This window comes from Sphingopyxis sp. USTB-05 (assembly GCF_023822045.1).
Lineage (GTDB): Bacteria > Pseudomonadota > Alphaproteobacteria > Sphingomonadales > Sphingomonadaceae > Sphingopyxis.
Genome location: NZ_CP084712.1, coordinates 3,857,933 through 3,872,676, shown reverse-complemented (window position 1 = coordinate 3,872,676; position 14,744 = coordinate 3,857,933). Strand labels below are relative to the sequence as shown.

Here is a 14,744-nt window from a genome sequence, read left to right as displayed (position 1 = left end):
GGCGCGTCATTCAGGATCTGCGGCCGACATGTCTCCGCCCGCTTCTCGCCACCGCTTAAGGTGCGCATCGAGCAATGACATCGGCACGGCTCCTGGACTCAGCACCGCCGCATGGAACGCTGGCCAGCTGAACTTCTCGCCCAGTGCCGCGCGCGCCTCGGCGCGCATCCGCAACAGTTCGCGCTGGCCCATCGCATAGGATAGGGCCTGTCCGGGAATGTCGGTGGAATAGCGCAGTAGCTCGCTCTCGATCTCGGCCTCGGACGCAAAGGTGTTGTCCTGCATGAATCGCCGAGCTTCCTCATGCGTCCAGCCCTTCGCGTTGAGACCGGTGTCGACCACGAGGCGATTGGCGAGGAACATCTGGGAATAGAGCCGCCCGAAGCGCTCGTAAGGGGTCGCATACATGCCCATCTCGTCCGCCAGATCGGCGGCATATTCCGCCCAGCCTTCGACATAGGCGTTGAGATATAAGAAGCCGTTGGCGCGCCGCAGGAGGGGTAGAGCCTTGTTTTCCTGTTGCAGGGCGATTTGGAAATGGTGGCCCGGCAAGAGCTCGTGATAGATGAGCGCTGCGGCATTGGCATAGGACGTCGTCCCGGGCGAGGCACCGTTGTAGACATACGCGCCGACCGGCTGCTCGGGCGTTGGCGATCGATAAAAGCCGAAGGTCATACCTTCCTCGATATGGGGTGGGGCGCGTTCGATGCCGTAGGGCGCCTTGGGCAGCAACGAGAAATAGCGCGGGAGAATCGGTTCGATCCTTTCCATCCCGCGCCGGAAATGGGCTTCGACGTCCTGCGGCGTGGCGGCCGAGAATCGCGGATCGGCATTGACCATGGCGGCAAAAGCGCGGTCACTGCCGGTGAAGCCGACGCTCTTCTTTATCGCGGCTAATTCGGCCCGCGCATCGACCAGGATTTCAACACCGATCACATGGATTTCGTCCGGAGCGAGGCCGGTCCCCGTGTGCAGGCCTGCGAGACGAGCATAGTGATCAGCGCCGCCTTCCTGCCACATTAGCCCCGGACGTTGCGGGGCAGCGGCGACATAGGCGTCATCTAACATCTCTGCCAGCGCTGAGAAGGCAGGGGCCAGCTCACCTTCGATCAGCGCGGTCACCTCGGCGCGGAAGGACGCTGCTTCTTCGGAGCTCGCAGACACGAGACGTTCGGGCGCGGGCACGAAGGCTGCCGACGCTTGCGCGAGGTTGGCGGCAGTCCGGCGGGCTCCGGGTATTGCCGGAACTGCGATACGGATTCCGCGCTCCGCTTGCAGGGCTAGTTTATCTCGTTGTGAGCGGACGTGCGCCGCGTAGGCCTTTAGCGCAGCGAGATAGTAGGCTCGCTGCTCCGCCGTCTCTAGCGGCGTGCTGATCGCGGATTGCCGAATGGTGTTATGCCGCCATCCACCCGCATAGGGTGTTATGGGAAAGGCATATAGCCAGAAGCGCGGATAGTCCTCAATCCCATGGGTCAGGGCGATGAGGTAGTCGCGAGTCAAGCGATCCTGCTCGTCGAGACCACCGGCCGGAATGGCTTCGAGCTTGGCGCGAACGCCTGCTCCCTTGACCGCGACCGCCTCCCACTGCTCTAGCGTGTCGGGTGGCAAAATCGGGATGGGATCGCCGAGCAATCCGCGCAGGGATAGATCGAAGGGGCGCAGCGTTGCGACCAGCTCGTCATGCACCGCAGCAAGCTGCGCTTGCGGGGCAGGGGTGGGGTTGATCATCGCTTCGGTCGCAAACGAATTGGATTGAGCTGCTGTTGAGGCCGCGCCGAGGGCCGCCGATAGACCGCTGGCAAACCAAACGAGGTGCCGGAACGCATATTTGAAAGTTCGTGTCATAGCGTCAGTTTCCTCGATGGATCAGTGGATAATCCGGCCCGACATAGGGCTTGCCGTGTTCGAGGTCGGTAACGTCGGCAGGGAACGCCCGTTCGCCCGGTTTCTCAGCGAAGATAGCATCGTCGCCCAGCCACCGCGTCGACCATGCGCGCCGCCGAGCCGCTTCGCCTGCCGGCGGTGCGCCGTGCACAATCGCTCCTTGGAATATCAGGGCATCGCCCGGAGCCATGTCGAACGCCGCGATATCATAGTCTGTGCGAGCTTCCTCGATATCGGGCAGGGCAGCAAGGCCGGTGCCCTCATATGGCGAGGCGTCTATGAAGTGCTGGGGGTTATGTTCATCCCAGACGTGCGAGCCGCGGACAAATTCCAGCGCGGCGGTACTAGGGATGGAATCGAGCGCAAGCCAGATGGAACAGACCTGTCGGCCCGAGACCTTCCAATAGGGGATGTCCTGGTGCCACGGGGTGCGACGGGTCGATCCCGGCTCTTTAACTAGCAGCTGGTCGCAGAAAAACCGGGCGGTTGAAGAAACCATAGCCCGTGCGGCAAGACTGGCAAGGCTGCCTTCGAAGATCGCCTCGCGGAATGGGCTGAGCCGCTTCCACACCTGTAACTCACCATAGGAAAGTGGCGCTACCCGCGAGCCTTCATAGATTTCCGAGTCATCCGGTGCGCTCGCAACGGCCGCGTTGGTCGCTTTAGCCAGACGTTCGATCCAGTCCGTTGAAAGCACCTGCGGCACATAGACCACGCCATACGCCCGGTAGTCGGTAATTCCGGTCTGGCTGATCATGGCGTCTCCCTCTCGGAGTTGAACGATACACATATGTATCTAAGCGATCAATAAGCTGCACGGCGGTTTCGTTGCTCGGCGCGGGAGAGATCGACGGGATAAATGATAAATGGCGAGAACTTGGTGCGTGATATGCTGGTGTGGGATAATCACGCCTGCGCCAGCACGACCTCAGCTTTACACAGCTTGCCGATAATCTCTTCCGGGCGATGCTTCTTGCTCGGCATTCCATATCTCCTTCGTCGTCCAAAATATCATCAATTTTGGATCACTCAGAAGGGGGCAGATCAGAAAGAACATCTCAATACATATATGTATCGCCTCTTGCCTTATTGGGCGCAATAAGGCACGATGCATTAGTGTATCGAGTAGGTTCACGGAGAAAGATGCGTTTGAGCGGGAGCAACCGTGCCAGTCCAATGGGAGGCGTTAATGAAGGGGATTTTTTTGCGTAAAGGCAGCCTGCTCGCGGGCGTTGCCCTCATGTCTAGCGTGATCTTTGCCGCGCCAGCGAGCGCTCAGCAAGCTGACACTCAGCCACAGGGGGATGCTGATAGCGACGGCTCGGTCATTATTGTTACGGCTACATTACGCGCCGAGCGGCTCGAAGATGTGCCTATCGCAGTGAGCGCGATCGGCGAAGATGAAATCGCCAATCGCGGCGCTTCGGCGCTTGGCGATCTGCAGGCAGCCGTGCCTGCGCTCCGCCTAGTCGACATTGGTCCAGGATCCCAACGCATCCAACTTCGTGGTGTTTCGCAGTTTCAGGGTTTGCCTACCGTCGGCAATTATGTCGATGAATTCTCCATCAACAATATCGGCGCCTCGGGCGTACCGGAAATCCAGCTGTTTGACATGCAGCGAGTTGAGGTGCTGCGCGGCCCCCAGCCCGTGCTCTACGGCGAAGGATCGATGGGCGGCACGATCCGTTACATTTCCCGCGACCCCAGCCTCAATGAAATCGAGATCGACGGATTGGGCGAAGTATCCTTCATCAAGGGTGGAGAAACGGGTTTTAGGGCTCAGGCGGGCGTTTCGATCCCCATCGCTCCCGGCGTGGCCGGGATTCGCCTCGCAGGAATGTATAACGATGCGGGAGGCTGGACCGACGGGCCTCCGGGTAAAGATATCAACGGCATCGATACTCGCGCCCTGCAAGTAAAACTGGTCCTCGAGCCCAGCACCGGGTTCAAAGCATCGCTCCTCGGCATTTATTCGGAGCGGTCGCAGGCTTTCAAGAGTTATTCTTTTGACGGCGAAAACACCACTCAGCGATTTGACTCGCTCGCGAAGCAGAAATTCTCTCTGGGCAACCTCGTCCTGGAATATGATGCGGGATCCTTCACGCTATTGAGTTCAACGGGCTATCTGGACAGCGATGGACGCTCAATCGACGATTCGGGGCCGTTCTTTAATGAACTTTTTGGAGCGCCTTTGCTCGTTAACGCCTTGAGCGACTCGATAGGCAACACGGCGAAATTCTCACAGGAGCTCCGGCTAACCTCGAATGGGAACGGCCCTCTCAGCTATTTGTTCGGCGCCGTCTATACAGACACCGATGTGAATGGGATTATCATCGGAACCGGCGAGTCTGCTGTTCCCGGATTGCCAGCCGAAGCGTTGGGCGTAGTTTTCAATGTCGACCAATCGGCAGAGTCCAAGACTTGGGCTCTATACGGAAATCTGGGCTACAAGCTCACTGATTGGCTGACATTCGAAGCCGGCGGGCGATACTTCCGCGACAAGCGATCGTTGACAAGCGACTTCCAAATCACGGGATTTCCCGCGAGTTCGGTATTCCAGGACAGCGCAAGCTTCGATACGTTTAACCCACGCGTCAGCCTTACTGCCGATACCGGCTCGGGGATTTTCTTTATTTCGGCGGCAAAGGGTTTCCGCAGCGGCGGGTTCAACGGTTCCGGTGCTCCGCTGGAACTGGCCAGCTTTGATCCTGAAGATCTTTGGACCTACGAAGCCGGCACGAAGCTGAGCCTGATCGATGACACCCTGTTCGTCGAGGCTTCGGTTTACTACAACGATTATAAGAATGTTCAGACGAACGACATCAATCCCAATAATCCCGGTCAGGCAATCGCCGTGAATTCAGGCGAGGCGAGTGGTCTCGGATTTGATTTCGGTTTCAGGGCCAAGCCTTCGCGTGATTTTTCAGTGATGGGTTCCTTCGGCTATAACAATATGCGGTTCGATACTGACACTGTCAGCAATATCAAAGGCGATCCGCTTGACTTGGTGCCAGATGTTAATGTCTCCCTTGCAGTCGACTGGACTCCACAGCTTAACGACGGCGTAGAACTGATCTCGCATTTTGATATTAATTTTACCGATGAAGCAAAGATCACGCTGCGGTCTTTAACATTTCCGACAGCGATCGAAGAAAGCCAGTCGCGGGTAGCAGTGAATGGCAAGATCGGCGCGCTCATCGACGACCGGTTCGAGGTTTATGGATTTGTGCGCAACCTATTCGACGAACGTAGAATCGTGCTTCCCTCTTTTGGGGCGTTTTTCGAGCCTATCTTCACTCACCCCCGTACGTTCGGGATCGGGCTGCGCGTTCGCGGTTGATTATTGCAACTGATACGTCGAAAAGGCGGCATCCCGTACGGGTGCCGCCTTCTTTATTTGCGACGAGTTGCTTCAATCCGCCGACAACTCGAAACGCCGGATCAGCGTCTCTTCCTCGGGTGCGCGCCATTGGAATTCGCGATAAGACTGCCCGATCGGGACGACATTCGCGCGCAAGAGGATATGACTCGATGGCGTGGACAGCCCCTGCACAAGCGTAGCTGTGTCATACTGCGGCGGTTGCGGGCCTTCGCCAACGTCCTGCGTCGCCGAGATCAGTTTGACGCCGGCCTTTTCGAGCTTCCTGCGGTATCCCTCGCATTCATACTCATCGCGGAAGCATCTACAGAAATTGTGGACGAATACGGCGTCATAGTGTTTCGGCTGCGCGCAGGCGTCGGCGATCGTCCGCTGGAGTGCCGGACGGCGGTCCGTTAAGCCGGACGTGCCCGCCTCGACATAGGTTTCGACGATTGTTCCGCTAGGATTGCCTGCAAACAGCTAAGAGGAGGCTTGGCGACCTTTGCGATCGCTCAGCCCTAATCCACCACGTGACTGCAGCTGAAAAGTCCGCGAGGAACGCGATTGATTCCGTCAAAGATCGTCAGACTGCATTCATCGTAAGCAGATCGTATGCCGCCACCAACTCATTGTCTTGGTTGGTTACGGCTACCGACCAGCGGACCTCTCCCATCTTCGGACTCCGCAAGGACTTGGCCTTCGCTGTGAGGGCAACCTTGATGCTCTCTCCCGGTTTGACGGGCTTAATGAAGCGAAGATTTTCAAGTCCGAAATTAGCGAGGACCGGGCCCGGCGCCGGGTCGACAAACAAGCCTGCAGCGAACGACAGGATCAGGTAGCCGTGGGCCACCCGTCCACCGAAAATCGGGCTTGCAGCTGCCGCTACCTCATCCATGTGGGCATAGAAGGTGTCGCCAGTGAAGTGCGCGAAATGCTCGACGTCATCAAGGGTGATCGTCCGCGATTCTGTCTTCAGGGTGTATCCGAGTTCGAGCTCCCCGAAGCGTTTCCTGAAGGGATGTGCAATTGCTTCAGTTTGCGGAGCGCCAGGCAGCCATTGCCGCACCACAGTGCTTAGACTGCGCGGGCTTCCCTGTAAGGCGCTGCGCTGCATGTAATGCTTGACGGCGCGCATTCCCCCCATTTCCTCGCCGCCGCCAGCTCGTCCAGGGCCGCCATGGATCAGCATGGGCAGCGGCGACCCGTGCCCGGTCGACTCCTTCGCGCAATCTCGATCAATGAAAGCGAGCCGGCCGTGAAAGGACCCGGAGCCCAATACAAACGCGCGAACCACGTCTGGCGAATGGGAGAAAACCGAAAGAGCTAGCGATCCGTTACCGCGATTGGCGAGGGCAAGAGCGTCCCCTGGGTCATCGTACGGCATCAGGGTGCAGACAGGGCCAAAGATCTCCAGATCGTGCACAACTTTCGCAGTCCAGGGATCGTCATTCCGGAACAGAAGAGGGGATTGATAGGCACCTCGCACCGCATCGCCGAGGGTTTCGACGGTGTCAATCGAACCGAATATCAGTTTGCACTCTGTGGCGAGTTCGCGGGCCTTGGCGCGCACGTCTTCCCGTTGGGATATCCCGACGAGCGCTCCCATTGTCACGGTATCATTTGCAGGATCGCCAATGACAACCTTGCTGAGACGATCCTCGATCTCCTGCTGGGTGCGATCAAGCAGTCCACGAGGCACGAACGCTCGACGGATCGCTGTACACTTTTGTCCTGCCTTGACCGTCATCTCTCGAACGATTTCCTTGACGAAAAGCCCGAATTCGGGGCTGTCCGCATCTGCGTCGGGTCCCAGGATGGAGGCGTTGATCGAATCGCGCTCCGCTATGAAGCGCACCGCTTCTCTGGCTATCACTGGGTGGGTTTGCAGTTTCACGGCGGTGGCGGCCGAACCCGTGAAGGAGACCACATCCTGGCAGCCAAGGTGGTCGAATGTGTCGCCCACCGGGCCGACGATCAACTGTAGTCCGCCTCTTGGTAGTACACCTGTTTCGACCATGATCCGGACGGCGTGTTCGGCGACCTGGGCAGTCGCGGTGGCTGGCTTGACTATAACCGGGATCCCGGCAAGCAACGCTGGTCCCAATTTTTCAAGCATGCCCCAGACGGGGAAATTGAAGGCATTAATGTGCAGCGCTGCACCGTGGAGGGTGGTGTAGACATGCTGACCGACGAAAGTGCCTTCCTTGCCAATCTGCTCCAGTTCTCCGTCAACAATGAGAACGTCATCCGGCAGCTCGCGTCGGCCTTTTGCGGACATGGAAAAGAGCGTTCCAGCTCCACCCTCAATGTCGATCCAGCTGTCGCCTCGCGTTGCACCAGTTGTTACAGAAAGTGCGTAAAGCTCTTCCTTTCGCTCGATAATTGCCTGCGCCAGTGCTTTCAGGATGTTCGCGCGCTGGTGAAAGGTCATCGCCCTGAGCGCGGGGCCACCCACGGAGCGAGCGTGCTCAAGCATGGCCGCGAAATCGAGGCCCCCACTACTAGCAAGGGCCACCACTTCGCCGTTGATGGCCGAGACGACCGGTTGTTCCGCGCCGACACCGCTCACCCAAGCGTCTACGCTGTAGTTCTGCAGCCTGATGGTCATATTGATTATCCGTTTGCAAGTGATGGGCGGATCATTGTCCGGTGAATTTGGGCGCGCGTTTTTCCATGAAAGCGGCAACCCCCTCCGGATAGTCGTGGCTACGGCCCAACTCGCGCATGAGATCGCGCTCCAAGGCGAGGGCATCGTCGAGTGTGCGGTCGTAGGTGCTTCGCAAAGCCATCTTGGTCTCAACCAGGCCACGGGTCGGACCAGCGGCAAGGCGTTTGGCCAGCTTGATGGCTTCACTCTCCAGAACGTCATCGTCGACGCACTTCCAGATCATTCCCCACGCCTCGGCCTGCTCGGCCGAAAGCGGTTCACCAGTGAGCGCGAGGCCAAGGGCGCGGGCTTGACCCGCAAGTCGCGGAAGGACCCAGGTCCCCCCCGAGTCCGGGATCAGACCAATATTGGCAAATGACTGAATGAATTTTGCGCTGCGTCCGGCCAAAACGATATCACAGGCAAACGCGATATTTGCTCCTGCACCGGCAGCCACCCCATTGACCGCACAGACGACCGGTCTCGCCATCTCAGCGAGTCGCTTCACCAAGGGCGAATAATAGGTATCGACAGCGTGCCCAAGGTCGATCGCGTCGCTGCCGGGCGCGACGGAACTATCCGAGAGATCCTGACCTGCGCAGAATCCTCGGCCCGCGCCTGTCAAAAGGACGGCACGGACTTCATCGGACCGCTCGATATTGCTCAGCGCATCTGCCAGCTCTTCATGCATCTGGACGGTGAAGCTGTTGAGGCGCTCCGGACGGTTGAGCGTGATCTTGGTCACGCCCTCTTCGAAGTCGACCACGATGGTCTCATAACTCATAGCACCTCCCATCATAGCTCGACTCGTTATGAATTAACTGCCCGGACGGACAATGAATGGCAAGCGGAATTAGCGGCGAGAGCTTTACGCGCGATTGCAAGCGTAGCGTTCTCGCGTTTCGTTCCGGGCCGGCTTGCCAGCTAAAGACCGGACCTGGGTTGGATCTGCTGACCCGGAGATTCATTACGTTATAGTTCGCACTCGGCCGCGTGGAGCTGTAGGCGTTGCCAGGCTAGGCGCGCTCTGTGCGCAGAACGAGCCTTTCAACAGGCAGGCTCCTCGAATTGCACTGTCGGAGTGCGATGCACTCGCTGATGACCTCGTTTCCCAGCCACGACAGCATAAATTAATTGACCATTCGGTCGATCAAATCTATTTCAAGTTGCCAACAGAGTCCAAGTGCAACCCTCAATGGCTTGGTGTCTGCGTGCAATCCGCGAGCTGGCTATGGCTCATGTCGACAAGGCTGAGGCAGGCTGGTCTGAGGATGATGTCAACCTGCTGATCGACCCGACCCTGGTTGATCGGAACCGGAGCGAAAGAGACCATGTACACGACGGAACTGGGCAAACCCGCCGCAGAACATCCCGCACTGGTCGAAGATCCTGATCTCCTGGCTGCGTTCGAGGCAAGGGTCGCGGCGGATGACTTCATCGAGCCCAATGATTGGATGCCCGACGGCTACCGGCGCACACTTGTGCGCCAGATTTCGCAGCACGCTCACAGCGAGATCGTGGGCATGCTTCCTGAGGGAAATTGGGTAACTAGAGCGCCCAGCCTCAAGCGCAAAGCGATCCTTCTGGCCAAAATCCAGGATGAAGGTGGTCACGGGCTCTACTTGTATTGCGCGGCAGAAACGCTCGGAACAAGCAGGCAAGAGATGATCGAGGCGCTCCATGCAGGCCGCGCCAAGTATTCAACGATCTTCAACTATCCGACTTTGAACTGGGCGGACATTGGAGCGATAGGATGGCTCGTCGATGGCGCGGCGATCATGAACCAGGTGCCGCTGCAGCGTGCATCATACGGTCCGTATGCGAGAGCCATGGTTCGCATATGCAAGGAAGAGAGCTTCCATCAGCGACAGGGCTACGATCTCTTGCTCTCGATGGTCAATGGGACCACCGAACAGCGCAACATGGCGCAAGACGCACTTGACCGCTGGTGGTGGCCAGCGCTCATGATGTTCGGCCCGCCTGACGAGAATTCGCCCAACAGTGCGCAATCGATGCGCTGGCGGATCAAGCGCGAGACAAACGATCAACTGCGTCAGAAATTCGTGGACGCGACCGTACCGCAAGCTGAACTGCTCGGCCTGACTATTCCGGATCCGGTCCTCAAATGGAACGAGGAACGGGGCCATTATGATTTCGGCCCGATCGAGTGGGAAGAGTTTTATGCGGTTGTGCGCGGCGAGGGGGCTGTCGCGAAGGAGCGTATGGGTGCGCGGCGAAAGGCCTGGGATGAGGGCGCATGGGTGCGCGAGGCTGCCGATGCATTTGCGGCGAAGCGATCTGCCCGCGCAGCCGCATGATCTGAGAGTGAGGTTAAAATGAAGGACTGGCCGCTTTGGGAAGTATTTGTCCGGGCTCGCGGCGGATTAGAGCATCGACACGCAGGCTCGGTGCATGCACCTGACGCTGAAATGGCGCTGCGTCATGCCCGCGACACATATACTCGTCGCCTAGAAGGAGTCAGCGTTTGGGTCGCCCGATCAGCCGATATAGTCGCTTCCGACGGGGCCAAGAGTGAGCAGCTGTTCGACCCCGCAGCAAACAAAATCTACCGCCACCCATCCTTCTATGTGCTTCCTGAATCCGTGAACCACATGTGAGGACTGTGATGGACAATTCCCTATTTTGCTCGCTTGTCCAGCTCGGCGATGACTGCCTGGTTCTGGGTCAGCGATTGTGCGAGTGGTGCGGGCGTGCCCCGACAATCGAAGTTGATCTCAGTCTGTCGAATTTGGCACTCGACATGATTGGTCAAGCGACACTCTTGCTTGACTATGCTGGTGAAGTTGAAGGCAGTGGCCGGAATGCAGACCGCCTAGCGTTTCACCGCGATGCAGAGCAATTTCGCAATGCCTTACTCGTGGAGCAACCCAACGGAGACTTCGCGCGAACGATCGTGCGTCATTTCCTCTACGCGACCTATGCCGAAGCCCTGTTCGAACAGCTCTCCCATTCGCGTGACGATCGACTCGCCGAGATAGCTGCAAAGACGGTTAAAGAGCTGCGCTACCACGCCGAATACTCCGCAGATTGGATCGTTCGGCTTGGGGACGGGACTGCAGACAGTCGAAGTCGGATACTGGATGGTTTGGAGTGGCACTGGCGTTTCATCGACGATCTGTTCCACGATGATGAATCCTGGATCGATTGTGCCGAAAGGGGCATAGTTCCGCTGAGGCAGGCCTTGCGAACCGATTTCGAGCAAGCCGTTGGAGCCGTGCTTGCGAAGGCAGGACTGGTTATGCCGGAGAAGGTCCGGGGTGTTGAAGGTGGTCGGGGCGGACGCCACAGCGAGCACCTCTCAATGATGTTGGCGATCATGCAGGTCCTGCCTCGTGCTCACCCAGCAGCGACTTGGTGAGGCCAGTGAACGCGGCGAATGAAGTCGGTGCTCAGATTGCCAAGGCGCTTTCGCAGGTGCCAGATCCGGAGATTCCGGCAGTTTCAATCGTTGAGCTCGGAATAGTTCGAGAAATTGGTTTGAAGGATGGCCTATCGTGGGTCAGCATTACGCCAACCTATACGGGATGCCCGGCAACGGACGTGATCAGGCAAAATGTCCGAGTGGCACTCGACCAAGCCGGTCTTGAGGCTGTCGAGATCCGGACCGTCCTTACTCCGCCTTGGTCAACCGAAATGATTACGCTCGAAGGGCGGGAGAAACTGCTTCGCTACGGCATTGCGCCCCCCGAGCCAGCGTCGGGACAAGCGGCATGTCCACGGTGTGGTTCACGTAACACCATGGAGATTTCCCGCTTCGGATCAACACCGTGCAAAGCCCTGTGGCAATGCATAGAGTGCCGTGAGCCGTTCGATCGTTTTAAATGCCATTAGGAATTAGCTATGTCGTCAATGTTCCATCAACTTGCCATTGCTGAGGTTCTTAAGGAAACCGAACACGCGATCACAGTTCGCTTTGCCGTGCCATCGGACTTGTCCGACCAGTTCGAGTTCGAGCCCGGCCAACACCTGACCTTGCGAGCCATGATTGATGGAGACGATGTCAGGCGGAGCTATTCGATTTGCTCGGCACCTCAAGACAAGGAGCTGCGCATTGCCATAAAGCGCATGAATGGCGGAAAATTTTCGAACTGGGCGAACGACAATCTGGTTGCAGGCATTTCAGTCGAAGCTCTTGCTCCAGCCGGTGCCTTCACCTGGGCTTTCGACAGCGCCCGCAAGGCCCATTATGCGATGTTCGCGAGCGGATCTGGCATCACGCCCATAATGTCCCTGTTGCGATCGGGGCTAGAGGGCGAGCCGAGCAGCAATTTCTCGTTATTCTATGGCAACCGCGATGTTAGCAGCATTCTCTTCCTCGAGGAATTAGCCCAATTGAAGAACCGCTATATGGACCGGCTCGCGGTGCACCATTTCCTCTCGCGCGAGGACGATGAATTCGTCTTACTGAACGGCCGGATCGACATGCAGAAAGCAGCGGCAATCATTGAGCATTTTCTCCCCAGTGATGCCATCGATGCAGCTTTCATCTGCGGACCCGAGGCGATGATGGAGGCTGTCGAAACTGTGCTCAAATCTGCCGGTCTTGATCAGAAGCTAATCAAGACCGAACGCTTTGCGGCGGGTGAACTTACCGTTGAACGCCGGGCCATCGTGGAACGGCTCGAAGAGGCCGCCGCAGGAAATCCCATCCGGATTACCGTAAACGGCAAGACTCGAACCATACGGTACGATCCCAAGCTCGAAACAATTTTGGAGAACTCCAGGGCTGCCGGACTGCCAGCCCCATTCGCGTGCAAGGCGGGCGTCTGCGCGACGTGCCGCGCGCGAGTAATCAAGGGTGAGGTCGAAATGATTCGCCAGTTTGCCTTGTCACAGGACGAGATTGAACGGGGCTATATCCTGACCTGCCAGGCCATTCCAATTTCGGATGATGTCGATATTGATTTCGATGCTTGAGATGCGTGGTCGCTAGCTCACTTCCCGTCCAGCGAGTGCCATTTCGAGGGTCATATCGGCCAGATCGGCGTAGGTGAGCTTTCCGCTCTGGTCGAACCAGTTGCTTGTCCAGTTAATCATCCCGAAGATCAGCATCGTCTTGACCCTGGCGGTTGCGGGGTCGGCCAGCTTATCGGGAAAGACGCGAACGAGCAGCGACTGGACTGCGTCAACGATCTTTCGTTGCTTCGAAACAATTTCCTTTCGAACCGTCGGAGGCAAGTTATCGAGTTCATGAAGCAGGACCTTCTGCCGATTGGCCGCGCCAGCATAATGCTCCAAGAAACGATGGAGCATTTGCCGCAGTCTCTCATCAGCCGACATAGCGTCTGCCAGGACCTCAGAGGCAGTGTTGAGCAATACATCAATATGGGATGACATTACTCCTGCGAGGACATCTTCTTTAGACGGGTAGTAATGGTACAGCAGCGATTTCGACGCTCCGCAGGCGTGGGCAATGTCCAGAACGGAAGTGCCTAGGAACCCTTTTCGTGCAAAAAGGGCGGCAGCATGATCGAGGATCGCCTCTTTGCGATCTTCGTAGTCGGCAGCCTGGGTTCTGGCCATAACAAGTCTTTCATCAGGTCCGGGAATCTCTCCCCGACTAGGCCATTGCGTGGGGGGGTCAAGGTTCTCGAGTATCAAACGGCCCTGTAATTGCGTGTATCTGTCAAGCCTGATTGTCGATCCGAACCGGGGTCATGCCCCTTTTCGAGGTCATAGCCTCATGATGATCTCCGGGCGGGTGCCTCAACGTGCGCAATTCGGTCCTCAAGGTCCGCAGGCGTTTGACCGAGGTCGCCGCAACCACCGTCCCGGTGGTTCAACGCAGATCTGACATCAGGCCCGCGTGGTCCAAGGTTGGGTAGCAGCGCAGAAAGAGCCGGACTCTACCTCTGACTGGCAACAATCAGGGGAGCACGTCACATCCAAAGAAAGGGATCCGCGCCGGCGGCGACCATCGTGCCAGTTTTCTCGAGCCGATCATCGTCACGTCTTCGCCGTATGTAAAGTAGCAGCACCGCGCTAGAAATTTTGGCTGAACCTCTATCAACCCATCTTCATTGCTCATCGCCGCCGGAATGGTTCGCACGCCACGCCGTCGCCGTCTCCATCCATCTCTGGCCGATATCCCGGCTGACCGCGGTATAACGGCGCGGCACCCGCTGCCCATGCCGCATTGCAATTGCGGTAATAGACGCCGGACGGCGCCGGCGAGGCAATAGGCTGACGCGCGGCGGATGCCTGCGGTTTGGGTCGATGGGCTCTGGGATTGGCGGCCCGATAGTCGGCCGGCTGTTGGAAATCGGAATTCCAGATGCCCAGTTTGAGGGCCTTGGCGCGCGCCTCGGCGCCAAGATAGCGATCGCTAAACTGAGGCAACGCAACTGCAAGGCCCGCTTCGACCATGGCTTGGCCCAGATCTATCAGCCGCGCGGTGCAGCTGGCGACGATCCGGTCATAATCATCGACATCGCGCTGCTCACACCGCATTTCGGCACCATTGACCAGTTGCGCCAGTTTCGCCGACGCTTCTTTGCCGCATGCCCAGCTTTGTCCCTCGCGCGCGCAAGTCTGGTTGAGCTCGGGGGCGTCCACACCGTGCAAGCGGATGACGATCCCCGCCATATTGAGAGTGTCGCCGTCCATCGCCCGGGCCGAGCCACTAATGCCCTGCGCGAATGCGAACGCCGGCGTCAGCGCCAGCCCGATTACAAAGAACCATTTCATGGGGGATAAACTAGCCCGGTCCGCTTACCAATTCCTTGATCATCCTCGATCGATTGAGCTGAATGTCCGCTATGCAAATATTCGCCCCCAAGACCGACTGACAGAATTGGCGATAGCTCGATCGACCAAGGCGCCGACCGC

13 protein-coding genes are annotated in these 14,744 nt (G+C 58.0%); 6 read left to right on the top strand and 7 right to left on the bottom strand.

What is annotated here, in order from left to right; all coding sequences use genetic code 11:
* Nucleotides 1-6 precede the first annotated feature (6 nt).
* Nucleotides 7-1,848, bottom strand: coding sequence for a DUF885 family protein (locus KEC45_RS17910; protein WP_242774227.1), 1,842 nt, complete (start codon nucleotides 1,846-1,848; stop codon nucleotides 7-9).
* Nucleotides 1,849-1,852: 4 nt separating this feature from the next.
* Nucleotides 1,853-2,644 carry a phytanoyl-CoA dioxygenase family protein gene (locus tag KEC45_RS17905; RefSeq protein WP_242774230.1) on the bottom strand — a complete coding sequence of 264 codons (792 nt, stop codon included), beginning with the start codon at nucleotides 2,642-2,644 and terminating at the stop codon, nucleotides 1,853-1,855.
* A 432-nt stretch (nucleotides 2,645-3,076) separates the two neighbouring features.
* Between KEC45_RS17905 and KEC45_RS17900 the strand changes: the two genes are divergently transcribed.
* Nucleotides 3,077-5,227, top strand: a complete 2,151-nt coding sequence (locus KEC45_RS17900; RefSeq protein WP_242774233.1) for a TonB-dependent receptor — start codon at nucleotides 3,077-3,079, stop codon at nucleotides 5,225-5,227.
* Nucleotides 5,228-5,299: 72 nt separating this feature from the next.
* On the opposite strand, the gene KEC45_RS22000 is transcribed toward KEC45_RS17900, so the two are convergent.
* The 3 genes from KEC45_RS22000 to paaG form a co-directional block, all read right to left on the bottom strand.
* Entirely contained in the window at nucleotides 5,300-5,701 is a 402-nt protein-coding gene (locus KEC45_RS22000) for a recombinase family protein (RefSeq protein WP_368389974.1), read from the bottom strand.
* A 130-nt stretch (nucleotides 5,702-5,831) separates the two neighbouring features.
* Entirely contained in the window at nucleotides 5,832-7,856 is a 2,025-nt protein-coding gene (paaZ, locus tag KEC45_RS17895) for a phenylacetic acid degradation bifunctional protein PaaZ (RefSeq protein ID WP_242774242.1), read from the bottom strand.
* A gap of 31 nt (nucleotides 7,857-7,887) precedes the next feature.
* The gene (gene paaG / locus KEC45_RS17890; protein ID WP_242774246.1) at nucleotides 7,888-8,679 is read right to left on the bottom strand and encodes a 2-(1,2-epoxy-1,2-dihydrophenyl)acetyl-CoA isomerase PaaG; all 792 of its coding nucleotides are present in this window, start codon (nucleotides 8,677-8,679) and stop codon (nucleotides 7,888-7,890) included.
* Between the two features lie 547 nt (nucleotides 8,680-9,226).
* On the opposite strand from paaG, the gene paaA reads away from it, so the two are divergent.
* Genes paaA through KEC45_RS17865 form a run of 5 tightly spaced genes read left to right on the top strand, consistent with a single transcriptional unit; the run spans nucleotide 9,227 to nucleotide 12,833 of the window.
* Nucleotides 9,227-10,213, top strand: coding sequence for a 1,2-phenylacetyl-CoA epoxidase subunit PaaA (paaA, locus tag KEC45_RS17885; protein ID WP_242774249.1), 987 nt, complete (start codon nucleotides 9,227-9,229; stop codon nucleotides 10,211-10,213).
* Nucleotides 10,214-10,231: 18 nt separating this feature from the next.
* Nucleotides 10,232-10,513: a 1,2-phenylacetyl-CoA epoxidase subunit PaaB gene (gene paaB, locus KEC45_RS17880; protein ID WP_242774260.1), complete on the top strand. Its 282-nt coding sequence runs from the start codon at nucleotides 10,232-10,234 to the stop codon at nucleotides 10,511-10,513.
* Nucleotides 10,514-10,521: 8 nt separating this feature from the next.
* Nucleotides 10,522-11,274 carry a 1,2-phenylacetyl-CoA epoxidase subunit PaaC gene (gene paaC, locus KEC45_RS17875; RefSeq protein WP_242774266.1) on the top strand — a complete coding sequence of 251 codons (753 nt, stop codon included), beginning with the start codon at nucleotides 10,522-10,524 and terminating at the stop codon, nucleotides 11,272-11,274.
* Entirely contained in the window at nucleotides 11,271-11,747 is a 477-nt protein-coding gene (gene paaD, locus KEC45_RS17870) for a 1,2-phenylacetyl-CoA epoxidase subunit PaaD (protein WP_368389949.1), read from the top strand. The genes paaC and paaD overlap by 4 nt, the downstream gene beginning before the upstream one ends.
* 9 nt (nucleotides 11,748-11,756) lie before the next feature.
* Complete coding sequence (locus tag KEC45_RS17865) at nucleotides 11,757-12,833, top strand: 2Fe-2S iron-sulfur cluster-binding protein (protein ID WP_242774268.1); 1,077 nt, start codon at nucleotides 11,757-11,759, stop codon at nucleotides 12,831-12,833.
* A gap of 12 nt (nucleotides 12,834-12,845) precedes the next feature.
* Here the strand turns inward: KEC45_RS17865 and KEC45_RS17860 are convergent, their stop codons facing one another.
* Together KEC45_RS17860 and KEC45_RS17855 are read right to left on the bottom strand one after the other, a co-directional pair.
* Nucleotides 12,846-13,439, bottom strand: a complete 594-nt coding sequence (locus KEC45_RS17860; RefSeq protein WP_242774271.1) for a TetR/AcrR family transcriptional regulator — start codon at nucleotides 13,437-13,439, stop codon at nucleotides 12,846-12,848.
* Between the two features lie 501 nt (nucleotides 13,440-13,940).
* The gene (locus tag KEC45_RS17855; RefSeq protein ID WP_242774274.1) at nucleotides 13,941-14,603 is read right to left on the bottom strand and encodes a thermonuclease family protein; all 663 of its coding nucleotides are present in this window, start codon (nucleotides 14,601-14,603) and stop codon (nucleotides 13,941-13,943) included.
* Nucleotides 14,604-14,744 lie beyond the last annotated feature (141 nt).

Coding starts and splice junctions, on each gene's coding strand:
- KEC45_RS17905 (WP_242774230.1), bottom strand. CDS start 2,644: ATGATCAGCCAGACCGGAATTACCGACTACCGGGCGTATGGCGTGGTC.
- KEC45_RS17855 (WP_242774274.1), bottom strand. CDS start 14,603: ATGAAATGGTTCTTTGTAATCGGGCTGGCGCTGACGCCGGCGTTCGCA.
- paaA (WP_242774249.1), top strand. CDS start 9,227: ATGTACACGACGGAACTGGGCAAACCCGCCGCAGAACATCCCGCACTG.
- paaG (WP_242774246.1), bottom strand. CDS start 8,679: ATGAGTTATGAGACCATCGTGGTCGACTTCGAAGAGGGCGTGACCAAG.
- KEC45_RS17900 (WP_242774233.1), top strand. CDS start 3,077: ATGAAGGGGATTTTTTTGCGTAAAGGCAGCCTGCTCGCGGGCGTTGCC.
- KEC45_RS17865 (WP_242774268.1), top strand. CDS start 11,757: ATGTCGTCAATGTTCCATCAACTTGCCATTGCTGAGGTTCTTAAGGAA.
- KEC45_RS17860 (WP_242774271.1), bottom strand. CDS start 13,439: ATGGCCAGAACCCAGGCTGCCGACTACGAAGATCGCAAAGAGGCGATC.
- KEC45_RS17910 (WP_242774227.1), bottom strand. CDS start 1,848: ATGACACGAACTTTCAAATATGCGTTCCGGCACCTCGTTTGGTTTGCC.
- paaZ (WP_242774242.1), bottom strand. CDS start 7,856: ATGACCATCAGGCTGCAGAACTACAGCGTAGACGCTTGGGTGAGCGGT.
- paaC (WP_242774266.1), top strand. CDS start 10,522: ATGGACAATTCCCTATTTTGCTCGCTTGTCCAGCTCGGCGATGACTGC.
- paaB (WP_242774260.1), top strand. CDS start 10,232: ATGAAGGACTGGCCGCTTTGGGAAGTATTTGTCCGGGCTCGCGGCGGA.